A 14,637-nucleotide genomic window follows, 5' to 3' on the forward strand; every position below is an offset into this window, starting at 1 on the left:
TTATTAACCGCTCGTATGCTGGCACACGTCACCAAGCGGAGCGGCGATTCGGGGGGACCGGCGTGAGAGGTGCGCGCCACCGGCGGCTCCGCACGCAGTGGTGGCCCACGCTGCTGCCTCTCGGCATGATCCTCGCGAGCGACTACAAGTTTCGCTCGCGTGACGTCTCGGCGGCGGTCGGCGGCGGCATCGACACCACCGTGCTGCTGGAGATCGGCGTCTACGGCCTGTGCGCCCTCTACCTCTACCGCCGGTTCGGCCTCAGGGCCCCCCGGCGGGCGGCTCCGGCCGTGTTGATCCTTGCCTGGTTGTTCGCGGCCTACTGCGCCCTGTCGGTGTTGTGGACCCCGTTTCCCCCGTTCGCCGCCGTGCGGGCGAGCCAGCTCCTGGTCACCGCGATCGTCTGCCACGTGATCGCGACCCGGGCGCGGCGCGACGACCTCTACCGGCTGGCCCACGTGTTCGTCGGCCTGGTCGTGGTCTCGGTGGCGTTCGGCGTGGCGGTGCCGCTCAAACGCACCCCCAACACGCAGGACCGGTTCAACTGGCTCTACGTCCATCCGGTCACGGCCGGCATGTTCCTGGGCGTGGCGCTGCTGCTGTGCCTGGCGTTCCTGCTGCCGAACGGGCTGCCGCGACGTTTCCCGTGGCCGGTCTACGCCGGTTCGGCGGGGGTCACCGCCGCGGCGCTGGTCGCCACCGGCACGCGGGGGGCGGCGGTCGGCATCCTCGCGGGGGTGGCGGCGTTCCTGCTCACCGCCCGGGGCACCCGGGGACGGGTAGAGGTGATCATGGTCGGCACGCCGATCCTGGTGCTGCTGCCGCTGCTGTTCGGCGACAAGCTCCTGGAGTTCGCCACCCGTGGCGAGACCGTCGAGCAGTTGGAGAGCCTCAATTCGCGTACCGACCTGTGGACCTTCGCCTACCAGGCGGTGCTGAACCGGCCGGTGTTCGGCAACGGCATGTCGTCGGCGCGCGGGTTGTTCCTCGACGCCCTGGGGCTCGGCGGGGGTCACAACATCTTCGTCAACGTGCTCGTCGAAGGCGGCCTCGTCGGCGGGGTGATCTTCTGCCTGCTCATCGTCGTGGTGCTGACCGTGAACCTGGCGTACACCAGGGTCAGGGAGGTCCGGGTCGAGGCGGCGCTGCTGCTCGGTTTGATGACGTTCCTGGTGATCGACGGCTTGACCGCCGATCAGATGGCGGGCGCGGCGAACGTCGCGTCCATCTGGATGTTCCTCATCGTGGCGTGGACTTGTGTCATCACACGTAAACCTGTGAGACGTGACGAGCGTCACGATACCCGTGAGACCGGTGTGGTCTCACCTGTGCCCTGAAGGGGACCAAATGCGCAAGACCCTGATATCGGGCCTGATCGCCGCGTTAGCGGTGACGCCCGTCCCCGCGGCGATGGCCGACACGGCCCCCGCTTCCGGGGAACTCGCCACAGTCACGGCCGACGCGCTGCCCACCTGGCAGACCGACGGCGTGGTGTTGACGATCGAGATCGTCAACGGGGTGACCTACGTGGGCGGCAACTTCGACAACGTCCGGCCGCCGGGCGTCCCCAAGGGGGGCGCGGGCGAGGTGCCGCGGGTCGGGTTGGCCGCGTTCGACACCGCCACCGGCGACCTGCTGCCGTGGAACCCGGTGGCCTTCTCGCCGACGTTCACCGACGACCAGGCGCAGAACGAGTGCGACAAGATCGCCACCGACACCTACCGCTGTGACACGGTCTGGGAGATCAAGGCCTCGCCCGACGGCTCGAAGATCTACGTCGCCGGCGACTTCAACAAGATCGATGACTCGCGGCGCGACCGCATGGCGGCCTTCGACACCGCCACCGGCGCCCTCGACCCCGACTTCAAGCCGGTGTTCAACAACCGGGTGCGCGCGATCGCCGTGTCCGACACCACCGTCTACGCCGGCGGCCACTTCACCACCGTGAACGGCGAGACCCGCACCCGCCTGGCCGCGTTCGACGCCTCGACCGCCGCCCTCACCTCGTGGGCGCCGACGGCCGACAGGCGCGTCAACGCGATGGCGCTCACCCCTGCGGGCAACCGCCTCATCGTCGGCGGCGACTTCGACCGCATCAACGGCATCAGGCAGCACGGCCTGTCGGCGGTCAACGTCAGCGACGGCTCCAAGGGCGTGTTCAACAGCAACGACATCCCGGCCACCAGCTCCACCAGCCGCTCGTGGGTGACCGACATCGTCTCCGACGGCACCCGCATGTACGCCAGCGCCAACGGCGAGGGCACCTTCGACGGCCGCCTGGCCTTCAACCCCGACAACGGCTCGCGCATCTGGATCAACAACTGCCTCGGCGCGACCCAGGCGATCTCGGTGATGGGCGGCGTGCTCTACAGCGGCAGCCACGCCCACCGCTGCAGCATGCAGTCCTACTACGGCGGCGACGCCTTCCCCGAGACCAAGCCCCACCGCCGCTACCTCGCCGAGCCGGCCGGCACGGCCCAGGGCGCCAAGCAGACGATCCTCCACTGGTTCCCCAACTCGGCCCCCGGCACCACCTACCCCTGGGTCCAGGGTCCGTGGGCGATGGCCAACGACGGCACCTACCTGTGGGCCGGCGGTGACTTCACCGAGGTCAACGACGTCGCCCAGCAGGGTCTGACCCGCTGGACCTTCCACGAGACCAGCCCCGACGTCGGCGGCCCGCTCCAGGCCGGGTTCGGCGCGCCGACCGCCCTCGCGGCCGGCGGCGGCAAGGTGACGATCCGCTGGGGCGCCACCTGGGACCTCGACAACCGCAAGGTTCGCTACGAGGTCCTGCGCAACGACGGCCAGGTCGCCTGCACCGCCGAGGCCTTCTCGGTGTTCTGGAACCTGCCGAACCTGACGTGCCAGGACACCGGCCGGACCCCGGGCGCGACGCACACCTACCGGGTGCGCGCGATCGACCCGTACAACAACCGCGTCTCCAGCCCGAACAGCGCGGCGGTGACGGTTCTGTGAGACGGGTGCTCGCCGCCGCGGGGGCCGTCGCCCTCGCGATGGCGGGCGTCCTGATCGGGGCCGCGCTGATGCGGCCCGACGGCAACGGACCGGCCCAGCCGTCGTGGAAGACGGCCGGGCCGGCCCCCTTGGGCACGGCCGACTACCCCGTCCCCGAGGGCGCCTTCTTCGTCGCCCCCGGCGGCGACGACCGCTCGCCCGGCGACGTCGCGAAACCGTGGCGGACCCTCGCCCACGCGGTGGAGACCGCCCCCGAAGGCTCGACGATCGTCCTGCGCGAAGGCGTCTACCACGAGAAGGTCGAGATCTTCCGCAAGCGCCTGACCATCCAGAACCACCCCGGCGAGGTCGTCTGGTTCGACGGCAGCGAACCGGTCGGCGGCTGGGTCCGCGACGGCTTCCGCTGGGTCCGCGACGGCTGGGACGTGCGGTTCGACAACACCGACTTCACCGCGGGCGGCGGCGAAGACTGGCACATGGTCGACCCGGAGTTCCCGATGGCCAACTGGCCCGACCAGGTCTTCGTCGACGACCGGCCGCTCGCGCAGGTCCAGACCGCCGAGCAGGTCGGCCCCGGTGCCTTCTTCGTCGACTACCAGGCCGGCCGTCTGTACATCGGCGACGACCCCACCGGCCGCGACGTCCGCGCCACCACCCTCGACGAGGCCCTCTACTTCGAGGGCGCCGACGGGTCGTCTCTCAGAGGCGTGGGGGTACGCCGCTACGCCACCTCGCTGGCCAGGATCGCCGCCGTCAAGGCCTTCGCCGACGACATGACGATCGAGAACAGCGTCTTCGCCCAGACCTCGGTCACCGGCCTGTCCCTGAAGGGCGCCCGGATCACCGTCAGGAACAACCTGTTCGAGGGCAACGGCCAGGTGGGCATCGGCGGGCACAAGTCCGACGACGCCACGATCGTCGGCAATGTCAGTCGCGGCAACAACGTGGAGCGTTTCATGATGGCCCCGGTCTCCGGCGGCCTGAAGATCACCGAGTCGAGGCGCATGACGGTCGTCGGCAACCTCATGGAGGACAACCGGGGCCCGGGCATCTGGCTCGACGAGTCGGTCGTCGGCGCCGTGGTCGCCCGCAACATGGCCAGGAACAACGCCCACCACGGCATTCATTTCGAGATCTCGGCCGACGCGCTCATCGCCGGAAACGTCGTGACCGGCAACGGCACCCACGGCGTCTATGTGAACGAGTCGAGCGACGTACGGGTCTGGAACAACACCGTAACCGACAACAAAGGCCGCCAGATCTATGTCATCGACGGGGCGCGGCAGCAACTCACGCCCGGAGTGACCTGGAATGTGAGTGGCGTCGAGGTGCGAAACAACGTGCTTTCCTCGGCCGGCGCCGAACCTCTCGTGGCGGTTCGCGACCTGACCCGCAGGAAGGGCGCCGCCGACATGGCGAGCCTCGACCACAACGTCTACCAACGGCGCGGACCAGGGCCGCTCGCCGACTGGGCCGACTGGACGCGGGCCGACGCCGCGGTGGCCACGCTCGCCGATCTGCGCCGGACGACCGGTCAGGAAAACCACGGCAGCGAGGTGGAAAATGGCGATTTGCCCGATGGTGCGCCGCTGCCTTCCGACGTCGCGAACCTGTTCGGCCGGGAAGCCGGGGCGGTGCTTAAATCCGGCGCCCCAGCGGATGAACTTTAATCGTTACTTCATGTCCCACGGGTTACTCCTTGTTGGATTAAACCGTTCCATTACTCTTGCCGTGATGTGAGAACGATCTCCTGAGATGTAGGTAACCGTGGTAATTCGATCATCGCGAGTGGCCGCCTTCCTGGCCGCGTCATTACTGGGGGCGTCGCTCGCGGCGATCCCTCTTCCCGCCAGGGCCGACATCGACCCGCCGCCGGGAGTCCCCGAGACCGTCACGGCCGACGCCCTGCCCACGTGGCAGATCAACGGCGTGGTCTGGAAGATGGCCACGGTCGGCAACACCGTCTACGCGGTCGGCAGCTTCACCCGCGCCCGCCCGCCGGGCACCGCCCCCGGAAACGCGGCCGAGGTGGTGCGGTCGAACATCCTGGCCTTCAACATCACCACGGGTAACGTCACCTCCTTCGCGCCGACGCTCAACGCCCAGGCCCGCACCATCGCCGTCTCGCCCGACCAGACGAAGATCTACATCGGCGGCGACTTCACCCAGGTCAACGGCCAGACCCGCAACCGGGTCGCGGCCTTCGACGTCGCCACGGGCAACCTCGAGTCGTGGGCCCCCTCGGTCGGCAACGTGGTCCGCGCGATCACGGTCTCCAACTCGACCGTCTACATCGGCGGCAACTTCTTCAACGTCAACGGCCAGAGCCGCAACCGCCTGGCCGCGGTCAACCGGAGCAACGGCGCCAACCAGCCGTGGGCCCCCGACACCGACGACGAGGTCTTCGCCCTGATCATGTCGCCCGACCAGAGCCGGGTCATCGTGGGCGGCAAGTTCCAGCAGCTCAACAACGCCACCCGGGTGGGCATCGGCGCCCTCGACCCGGTCACGGGCGACTCGCTGCCGTGGAGCAGCAACCCGATCCCGGCCCGGATCGGCAACGACTACTCGATGACCTACGACCTCACCACCGACGGCACCAACATCTACGCCGCCGCCGACGGAGAGGGCTGGCACTGGTTCGACGGCCGGTTCGCGGTCGAGCCCAACACGGGCGACCTGATCTGGCTCGACAACTGCTACGGCGCCAGTTACAGCGTCTTCCCGATCAACCAGGTGCTCTACAGCGTCGGCCACGCCCACGACTGCGAGTCGCTGCGCGGCTTCCCCGAGGTCTCGCCGACCCGCTGGCAGCGCGCGCTGGCCACCACGACCGTCCCGACCGGCACCGACCCGATGCCGCCGTCGAACAACAGCCAGTACAGCGGTCAGCCGACGCCGACCCTGCTCCACTGGTTCCCGCAGGTCAACGCCGGTTCCTACACCGGCATGAACCAGGGCGGCTGGGCCCTGTCGGGCAACAGCAACTACCTGGTCATGGGCGGCGAGTTCACCACCGTCAACGGCAGCGCCCAGCAGGGCCTCACCCGGTTCGCGATCAAGGCGAACGCGCCGAAGACCTCCGGGCCGATCCCGACGGCCGACCTGACCCCGACGGCGGTCTCGCTCAACGCGGGCACCGCGCGCCTGAGCTGGAAGACCACCTGGGACCGCGACCATGCGAAGCTGAAGTACCAGATCCTCCGCGACGGGGGCACCACCCCGGTCGGCGAGGTCGAGGTCGACTCCAACTTCTGGACCCTCCCGTCGGCCGGCTTCATCGACGAGGGCCTCGCGCCCGGTTCCGTCCACACCTACCGCGTCCGCGCCGTCGACCCGCAGGGCAACGCCGTCGGCAGCGGCACCTCCGACCCGGTGACGATCTCCTCGGCCGGGGCGCTCAGCGACTACGCCGAAGCCGTCATCGACGACGGCGCGAGCGCCTACTGGCGGCTCGGCGAGGCCTCCGGCACCACCGCCTTCGACTACGCGGCCTTCACCGACGCCACCCGTGACGCGGGCACCTCCCAGGCGACCCCCGGCGCGATCAACGGTGACGCCGACGCCGCGGCGGCCTTCAACGGCACCGGCACCGGCCTGGTGAAGACCAACAGCACGGTCGCCACCACCCCGGCCTTCTCGATCGAGGCCTGGGTCAAGACCACGTCGAACCAGGGCGGCAAGATCGTCGGCTACGGCAGCGCCGCGACCGGCGATTCGAGCAGCTACGACCGCCACGTCTACATGGACAACGCCGGCCGCATCTACTTCGGCGTCTACCCCAACGCGGTCCGCACGGTGAACAGCGCCCCCGGCTTCAACGACGGCCAGTGGCACCACATCGTGGCCACCCAGGGCAGCGGCGGCATCGCCCTGTACGTCGACGGCCGCCGCGTCGGCCAGGACGCCTCGGTCACCGGCGCCCAGACCTACACCGGCTACTGGCGGATCGGCGGGGACAACCTCAACGGCTGGCCGAACCGCCCGACCAGCCTCTACCTGAACGGCCAGATCGACGACGTCGCGATCTACCCGACGGCCCTGGCGCCGGCGAAGATCGACGCCCACTACGTCGCCTCGGGCCGCGTCAGCCCGATCCCGCCGCGTCCGGCGGACGACTACGGCCGCGTCGTCTACGACGACGAGCCGGTGACCTACTTCCGGTTCAACGAGGCCAACGGCCCGGCCGCGATCGACGCCAGCACCAGCGGCATCAACGGCACGTTCACCAACACCGGCGTGACCTACAACCAGACGGGCGCGATCGTCGGCACGACCAACCGGGCGGTCCGGGTGCAGAGCGGCGGCCGGGCGTTCTCGGCCAACGCGATGAGCAACCCGACGACCTACTCGGCCGAGGCCTGGTTCCGCAGCTCCTCCAACCAGGGCGGCAAGATCGTCGGCTTCGGCAACACCGCGACCGGCACCAGCGGCAACTACGACCGCCACGTGTACATGCGCAACGACGGCCGCCTGGTCTTCGGCACGTACACCGGCGCCTTCAACCTGATCACCACGACGGCCACGTACAACAACAACCAGTGGCACCACCTCGTGGCGACGCAGGGCGCCGACGGCATGAAGCTCTACGTCGACGGCGCGCTCGCGGGCACCCACGCGCAGACCGGCGCCGAGAGCTACTCGGGGTACTGGCGCTTCGGCGGCGACAACCTGAACTCCTGGCCCAACCGCCCGAGCTCCGACAACTTCAACGGGTTCATCGACGAGGGCGCGATCTACACCAAGGTGCTCACCCCGGCCGAGGTCGCCCAGCACTACCAGGAGGGCAGCGGCACCGGCCCGGCCAACCAGCCGCCGACCGCGTCGTTCACCTCGACCTGCACCAACCTGGAGTGCTCGTTCGACGCCTCGGCGTCGGCCGACGCCGACGGCTCGATCGACGGCTACGCCTGGGACTTCGGCGACGGCCAGACCGGCACCGGCGCCACCCCGACCCACACCTACCCGGCCGCCGGTGACTACCCGGTCACCCTGACGGTCACCGACAACGACGACGCCACCGCCAACAGCGGCGACGTGGTCGTGCCCCGCCCGGCCGCCAACCCGCCGTCGATCATCGCGAACGACACGTTCGGCCGGACCCTCAACGGCTCGCTGGGCACCGCCCAGACCGGCGGCCCGTGGACGCTCGTCGGCGGCGCCGGCAACTTCTCCGTCGACGGCAACGCGGCCAAGCTCGCCCTCCCGGCGACGACGGCCAACCCGCGTGCCTACCTCGACGGGGTGTCCACCACCACCGCCGACCTGTCGTTCTCGATCGCGTCCGACAAGGTGGGCACCGGCAACGGCACCTACCTGTTCGCCACCGGCCGCCGCGTCGCGGGCGTCGGCGAGTACAAGGTCCGGGCCCGGCTGCTCCCGTCGGGCGTCGGCCTCTCGCTGATCCGCACCACCGGGGCCAGCAGCGACACCCTGATCACCACCGAGACGACCATCCCCGGTCTGACCTACACGCCGGGCCTGGTGCTCAACATGCGGGTCCTGGTCACCGGCACGAACCCGACGACGATCTCCGGCAAGGTCTGGAACGCCGCCGGGACCGAGCCGGCCGGCTGGCAGGCCACCACCACCGACGCCACCGCGAACATGCAGGTCGCGGGCGGCGTGGGCATCGGCGCCTACCTGTCGGGCACCGCGACGAACGCCCCGATCGTCCTGACGGTCGACGACCTCGCCGCGAGCAACCTGGCCGCCGCCCCGACGGCCGCGTTCACCCCGACCTGCACCGGCCTGACCTGCGACGTCGACGCCTCGGCCTCGACGGCCGGGTCGAGCGCGATCGCGGGCTACACGTGGAGCTACGGCGACGGCGGTGCCCCCAGCACCGGCCAGACCGGCTCCCACACCTACGCGACGCCGGGCACCTACAACATCACCCTGACCGTGACGGGTGCCGACGGACGGACCTCCGTCGTCGTCCACCCCGTGACCGTCGCCTGACAAATGTACTGATGCCCCGCCGGGTCGCCCGGCGGGGCATCAGTCATGTAAGGAGTTGCCGCATGGAAGAACTGCCGATCAAGGGCGCCTACCTCTACACCCCGAGGTTGTTCCACGACGACCGGGGCACGTTCATGGAGTCGTTCCGGGCCGCCGAGCTCGCCGAGGCCACCGGCCACGGCCTGCGCCTGTCCCAGGCCAACACGTCGGTCTCCGCCCGCGGCGTGATCAGGGGCATCCACTACGCCGACGTGCCGCCCAGCCAGGCCAAATACGTGACCTGCCTGTCGGGCCGCATCCTGGACGTTGTCGTCGACCTCCGCGTGGGCTCACCCACGTTCGGGCGGCATGAGCAGGTCGTCCTGGACTCGGAGAGGTTCCAGAGCCTCTACATCTCCGAGGGCCTCGGCCACGGCTTCGCCGCACTGACCGACAACGCGACGGTCTTCTACCTGTGCTCCGAGCCCTACGCGCCCACCCGGGAGCGGGGCATCAACCCGCTCGACCCTGAGCTGGGCATCGACTGGCGGGTCGCCGACCCGGTCCTGTCCGAGAAGGACGTACAGGCGCCGTCGATGAAGCAGGCCCTCGACGAGGGCCTGCTTCCTGATTTCGAGACGTGTACGGCCTTCTACAGAACGCTTAGTTGATCTTCCAGGTGTCGCCACCCTGGAGGAGCTCGTCGAGGTCGCCGGGGCCGCGCTGGGCCACGGCCATCTCGAGCTGCTCGCTCATCAGGTGGTCGTAGGAAGGCCGGTCGACCGACCGGAAGATGCCGATCGGCACGTGTTGGAAGGCCGGCTCGTCGAGCCGGCTCAGCGCGAACGCGAGCGACGGGTCGGGGTTGTGCACGTCGTGGACGAGGATCTCCTCGGGGGAGATCGAGTCACGCGCCACGACCTCGAGGCCACCGGTCGGGGCCAGCCTGACCGCCTGGGTCGCATTGGCGATCGGCTGCCCGTGCTCCAGGCGCAGCGTGATCACGTCGCGCTTGTCGGGGTCCTTGAGGTCTTCGAACGCGTTGTCGTTGAAGATGTTGCAGTTCTGGTAGATCTCCACCAGCGAGGTGCCCCGGTGGGCGGCGGCCTCGCGCAGCACGCTGTGCAGGTGCTTGCGGTCGGAGTCGATGGTCCGGGCGACGAACCCGGCCTCGGCGCCGACGGCCAGCGAGATCGGGTTGAACGGTTTGTCGAGCGAGCCCATCGGCGTCGACTTGGTGATCTTGCCGACCTCGGAGGTGGGGCTGTACTGGCCCTTCGTCAGACCGTAGATCCGGTTGTTGAACAGCAGGATGTTCAGATTGACGTTGCGGCGCAGCGCGTGGATCAGGTGGTTGCCGCCGATCGACAGGGCGTCGCCGTCACCGGTGATCACCCACACCGACAGGTCGGGGCGGGAGGCCGCCAGACCGGTCGCGATGGCCGGGGCGCGGCCGTGGATCGAGTGGAACCCGTAGGTGTTCATGTAGTAGGGGAACCGCGAGGAGCAGCCGATGCCCGACACGAACACCGTGTTCTCGCGCTTGATCCCCAGCTCGGGCATGAACGACTGTACGGCGGCCAGGATCGCGTAGTCACCGCACCCGGGGCACCAGCGCACCTCCTGGTCGGACTTGAAGTCCTTCAGGGTCTGCTTGCCCTCGGCCTTCGGCACCAGGGCCAGGCCCTTGCCGTTCAGGGATTCACTCACTTTCGATCACTTCCTGGATCACTCCGGCCAGCTCCTCGGCCTTGAACGGAAGCCCGCGCACACGGTTGTAGCTGATGATGTCGACCAGGTACTTGGCCCGCAGCAGCAGCGCGAGCTGCCCCAGGTTGATCTCGGGCAGGAGCACCTTGTCGTAGGACTTCAGCACCTCGCCGATGTTCTTCGGGAAGGGGTTGAGGTGACGCAGGTGGGCCTGCGCGACCTTGTGGCCGCCCCGGCGCACCCGGCGGGCCGCCGCCGCGATCGGGCCGTAGGTCGAACCCCAGCCGAGCACGAGCACCCGGGCGTCGCCGTCGGGGTCGTCGACCTCCAGGTCGGGCACGTCGATGCCGTCGATCTTGGCCTGGCGCAGCCGGACCATCAGGTCGTGGTTGTTCGGGTCGTAGGAGATGTTGCCGGTGCCGTCGGCCTTCTCGATGCCGCCGATGCGGTGTTCGAGGCCGGGGGTGCCGGGGATCGCCCACGGGCGGGCCAGCGTCTCGGTGTCACGCTTGAACGGCAGGAAGGTGGTGCCGTCGTCGCCGTTGGGCTCGGTCGTGTAGGGCACCGAGATGTCGGGCAGCTCGGCCTGCGACGGGACCTTCCACGGCTCGGAGCCGTTGGCCAGGTAGCCGTCGGAGAGCAGCATCACCGGGGTGCGATATTTGATCGCGATCCGGGCGGCCTCGACGGCGGCGTCGAAACAGTCACTCGGCGTCGCCGGGGCGATCACCGGCACCGGCGACTCGCCGTTGCGGCCGAACAGCGCCATCAGCAGGTCGGTCTGCTCGGTCTTGGTCGGCATGCCGGTCGAGGGGCCGGCGCGCTGCACGTCGACCACGATCAGCGGCAGCTCGGTGGTGACCGCGAGGCCCACCGTCTCGGCCTTGAGCGCCACACCCGGGCCCGACGTGGTGGTCACGCCCAGCGCGCCGCCGAAGGCCGCGCCCAGCGCCGCGCCGACGCCGGCGATCTCGTCTTCGGCCTGGAAGGTGCGGATGCCGAACCGCTTGTGCTTCGACAACTCGTGGAGGATGTCGGAGGCCGGGGTGATCGGGTAGGAGCCCAGGAACAGCGGCAGCTTCGACTGGACCGACGCCGCGACCAGCCCGAGGGCCAGCGCCTGGTTGCCGGAGATGTTGCGGTAGACGCCGGCGCTCAGCGGGGCGGGCTTGATCTCGTAGGAGACCGAGAACGCCTCGGTGGTCTCGCCGTAGTTGTAGCCGGCGTTGAAGGCGGCCACGTTGGACTTGGCGATCTCGGGCTTCTTGGCGAACTTGGTCTCGATGAACTTGATCGTCGCCTCGACCGGGCGGCCGTAGAGCCACGACAGCAGGCCGAGGGCGAACATGTTCTTCGCCCGCTCGGCGTCCTTCTTGGAGATGTCGAACTCTTCGAGCGCCTTGACCGTCAGCGAGGTCAGCGGCACCGAGTGGAGCCGCCACTCGGCCAGGCTGTCGTCTTCGAGCGGGTTGACGTCGTAGCCGACCTTCTGCAGGTTCCGCTTGGTGAACTCGTCGGCGTTGGCGATGATGTCGGCGCCGCGCGGGAGGTCGGACAGGTTCGCCTTGAGGGCGGCCGGGTTCATCGCGACGAGGACGTTGGGCGCGTCGCCCGGGGTGAGGATGTCGTGGTCGGCGAAGTGGAGCTGGAAGCTCGACACTCCGGGGAGGGTGCCTGCCGGGGCGCGGATCTCGGCCGGGAAGTTGGGCAGCGTCGACAGGTCGTTGCCGAACGACGCCGTCTCCGCGGTGAATCGATCGCCGGTGAGCTGCATGCCGTCGCCGGAGTCACCCGCGAACCGGATGATCACGCGGTCGAGTTGCTGCACCTGCTTGGTCACAGCGCTCAGTCCTCCTCGACAGACCATGGCGAGGTCTGCTCGTGGCACGTGTGTGAATTCAATGCTAGATCCCTTTGTCGCGCTCATACGAATGCGCGTGGGTTGTGACCTTTGTCGCTCGTGTGGGGGGATGGGGCGTCAGTCGGGCAGGGCTTGACACAGTCCCGACGCGATGCGGCACAGGTCGACGTGCCGGCGAGCGAAGAGGATGATTCGGGTCACGGTGCCTAACTATATGTCCCCGCTGGATTCACGGTAGCGGGCGCCCATAGCGCGAGACGGCGGCGTCGGCGGCCGATTCGTAGGTTACGCCTGGCTGCATCGGGCGTGTTCCGTACAACTCGGGAACGGTGACAAAAGAGTATCCGCGGTCTTCGAGTGCCTTGAGGATCAGCGGGATGGCTTCGGGGGTGGCGGGGCCCAGGTCGTGCAGGAGCACGATCGAACCGGGCTTCACGCCCGAGGTGACCCGTTTGCAGATCTCCTGCGCGGTGGCGTCGCCCTCGTCGCCGCCGTCGACGTCCCACTTGACCACGCTGAGCTTCAGCTCGCCGGCGATCTTGGCGACGTCGTGGTTGGTGGCGCCGTAGGGGGGCCGCATCAGGGACGGCGGGCTGCCGGTCGACTGGGCGATGACGTCCTGGGTGCGGGAGAGCTGCTCGTAGATGCGGTTGTCCGGGAGTGTCGTCAGGTCGCGGTGCGACCAGCCGTGGTTGCCGACCAGGTGGCCGTCGCGGGCCATCCGGCGCAGCAGGTCGGGGCGGGCCGCCGCGCTGGTGCCGGTGAGGAAGAAGGTGGCGCGGGTGGTGCCGAGCGCGGTCAGGATCCGGTCGGTGTACGGCCCCGGCCCCTCGTCGAACGTCAGCGCGACGCAGCGCGCGACCCGGCAGTCGACCTTCCCCGGCACCGCCGGAGCGGTGGCCTCCGGCGGGTCGCGCAACTCGGGCGGGGTGGTCGGCCGGGCCGACTCGACGGCCCGCTGCGCCGACCTGCCGAAGTCCGACAGCAGGGGGGCCGCGTCCTGCTTGGGGATCGCCGTGGCCACCCGGCCCAGCGCGCCCGGCCCGATCTCGTAGTCGTCGAACTCCACCACCAGGTCGCCCCGCGAGTTGAAGTCGAGGGAGTCGAACAGCGCCCGGTCGGGCTTGATCGCCGCGTGGTCGACGTCGGCGTCGCCCGCCAGCCGGGCCCCGACCACCCGCGCGAGCGCGTCGAGGTTCTTGACCAGCAGATCGGAGGTGACGACGCGGGCGCCGTCGTACCAGAGGGTCCGGGTCGAGTTGACCCAGGAGGAGCCCTCGAACAGGCCCGTGCGCAGGCGGACCCCGCTGACCTTCGGCGACACGGCCGTGAGCTGCCACTCGACGTTGATCTCGGACTTGGGCAGCGTGGCCTTGCCCTTGGCGGTCTTCTGGTTGAAGGCCTTGGCCTCGGCGACGAGGTCGGCCCTGATCCGGTCGCTCAGCGGCGTCGCGCCCGGGATCTGGGGGTAGGTCAGGTGCACATTGGTCTTGCCCGTCTCTTTGTAGATGGTCTGAACCTGGAGGCCGGGCACCGCGGCCGGGTCGACGAAGGTCAGCATCGTCGGCTCCGACGGCGGAGGCACCTCGTCAGCGGGGGAGTTGAAGGCAACGCCGCACGCGCAGCACGCGGCGGCGAGCGTCGCGATTCCTCCGGTGAATCGCAAAACGGGCATAAATGTCAGATTATTGGCGCTTGAGCGTGGTTTGCTGTGGCTTGGCAGTGTCCGTGAGCTTCTTTGGTTCGGCGTTCAGGTGCGCGATTATCAAGAGGTGGACGGATACTTCGGGTCGTACGCGGTCGTGGCCGTGCTCCTGGCCATCGGGGCCGCGATCTTCGCCGGGGCCCTGCTGATCAACCGGCTGCTGCGCCCCGACCGGCCCACCGAGCAGAAGCTGACCAGCTACGAGTGCGGCGTCGACCCCGTCGGCGACGGCTGGGCCCAGTCGCAGGTCAGGTACTACGTCTTCACATATCTTTATGTGGTGTTCGCCGTCGACGCGGTGTTCCTCTTCCCCTGGGCGACGGTGTTCGCCGCGCCCGGGTTCGGCATGACCACCCTCGTCGAGATGTTCGTGTTCCTGGCGTTCATCGCGCTCGGCATCGTCTACGCGTGGCGCAAGCGCGTGCTCACTTGGACGTGATCC

At 69.2% G+C, this 14,637-nt stretch carries 10 protein-coding genes; 6 read left to right on the forward strand and 4 right to left on the reverse strand.

What is annotated here, in order from left to right; all coding sequences use genetic code 11:
• Nucleotides 1-62 precede the first annotated feature (62 nt).
• The 5 genes from GT755_RS41295 (at nucleotide 63) to rfbC (ending at nucleotide 9,590) form a co-directional block, all read left to right on the forward strand.
• The gene (locus tag GT755_RS41295) at nucleotides 63-1,337 is read left to right on the forward strand and encodes an O-antigen ligase family protein (RefSeq protein ID WP_161482282.1); all 1,275 of its coding nucleotides are present in this window, start codon (nucleotides 63-65) and stop codon (nucleotides 1,335-1,337) included.
• A 10-nt stretch (nucleotides 1,338-1,347) separates the two neighbouring features.
• Entirely contained in the window at nucleotides 1,348-2,979 is a 1,632-nt protein-coding gene (locus GT755_RS26135) for a PQQ-binding-like beta-propeller repeat protein (protein ID WP_161482283.1), read from the forward strand.
• The gene (locus tag GT755_RS41300; RefSeq protein ID WP_161482284.1) at nucleotides 2,976-4,649 is read left to right on the forward strand and encodes a right-handed parallel beta-helix repeat-containing protein; all 1,674 of its coding nucleotides are present in this window, start codon (nucleotides 2,976-2,978) and stop codon (nucleotides 4,647-4,649) included. The genes GT755_RS26135 and GT755_RS41300 overlap by 4 nt, the downstream gene beginning before the upstream one ends.
• A 118-nt stretch (nucleotides 4,650-4,767) precedes the next feature.
• On the forward strand, nucleotides 4,768-8,940 hold the full coding sequence (locus tag GT755_RS26145; protein ID WP_202610548.1) for a LamG-like jellyroll fold domain-containing protein: 4,173 nt from the start codon (nucleotides 4,768-4,770) through the stop codon (nucleotides 8,938-8,940).
• Between the two features lie 62 nt (nucleotides 8,941-9,002).
• On the forward strand, nucleotides 9,003-9,590 hold the full coding sequence (rfbC, locus tag GT755_RS26150) for a dTDP-4-dehydrorhamnose 3,5-epimerase (RefSeq protein WP_161482286.1): 588 nt from the start codon (nucleotides 9,003-9,005) through the stop codon (nucleotides 9,588-9,590).
• Here rfbC and GT755_RS26155 read toward each other — a convergent pair.
• From GT755_RS26155 to GT755_RS26165, 4 genes are all read right to left on the reverse strand, one after another.
• Complete coding sequence (locus GT755_RS26155; RefSeq protein ID WP_030457034.1) at nucleotides 9,583-10,629, reverse strand: 2-oxoacid:ferredoxin oxidoreductase subunit beta; 1,047 nt, start codon at nucleotides 10,627-10,629, stop codon at nucleotides 9,583-9,585. The two genes, rfbC and GT755_RS26155, sit on opposite strands and share 8 nt — an antisense overlap.
• Entirely contained in the window at nucleotides 10,622-12,469 is a 1,848-nt protein-coding gene (locus tag GT755_RS26160; protein WP_328794505.1) for a 2-oxoacid:acceptor oxidoreductase subunit alpha, read from the reverse strand. The genes GT755_RS26155 and GT755_RS26160 overlap by 8 nt, the downstream gene beginning before the upstream one ends.
• A gap of 138 nt (nucleotides 12,470-12,607) precedes the next feature.
• Nucleotides 12,608-12,691: a putative leader peptide gene (locus GT755_RS41625; RefSeq protein WP_353051406.1), complete on the reverse strand. Its 84-nt coding sequence runs from the start codon at nucleotides 12,689-12,691 to the stop codon at nucleotides 12,608-12,610.
• Nucleotides 12,692-12,719: 28 nt separating this feature from the next.
• Complete coding sequence (locus tag GT755_RS26165; protein WP_161482287.1) at nucleotides 12,720-14,165, reverse strand: polysaccharide deacetylase family protein; 1,446 nt, start codon at nucleotides 14,163-14,165, stop codon at nucleotides 12,720-12,722.
• A gap of 97 nt (nucleotides 14,166-14,262) precedes the next feature.
• Here GT755_RS26165 and GT755_RS26170 point away from each other — a divergent pair, with 97 nt between their 5' ends.
• The gene (locus GT755_RS26170; RefSeq protein ID WP_030457031.1) at nucleotides 14,263-14,634 is read left to right on the forward strand and encodes an NADH-quinone oxidoreductase subunit A; all 372 of its coding nucleotides are present in this window, start codon (nucleotides 14,263-14,265) and stop codon (nucleotides 14,632-14,634) included.
• Nucleotides 14,635-14,637 lie beyond the last annotated feature (3 nt).

This window comes from Herbidospora solisilvae (assembly GCF_009901565.1).
GTDB lineage: Bacteria > Actinomycetota > Actinomycetes > Streptosporangiales > Streptosporangiaceae > Herbidospora > Herbidospora solisilvae.

What these genes read in the sequence shown, in the direction of transcription:
- GT755_RS26135 (WP_161482283.1), top strand. Translation starts at nt 1,348, where the DNA reads ATGCGCAAGACCCTGATATCGGGCCTGATCGCCGCGTTAGCGGTGACG.
- rfbC (WP_161482286.1), top strand. Translation starts at nt 9,003, where the DNA reads ATGGAAGAACTGCCGATCAAGGGCGCCTACCTCTACACCCCGAGGTTG.
- GT755_RS26165 (WP_161482287.1), bottom strand. Translation starts at nt 14,165, where the DNA reads ATGCCCGTTTTGCGATTCACCGGAGGAATCGCGACGCTCGCCGCCGCG.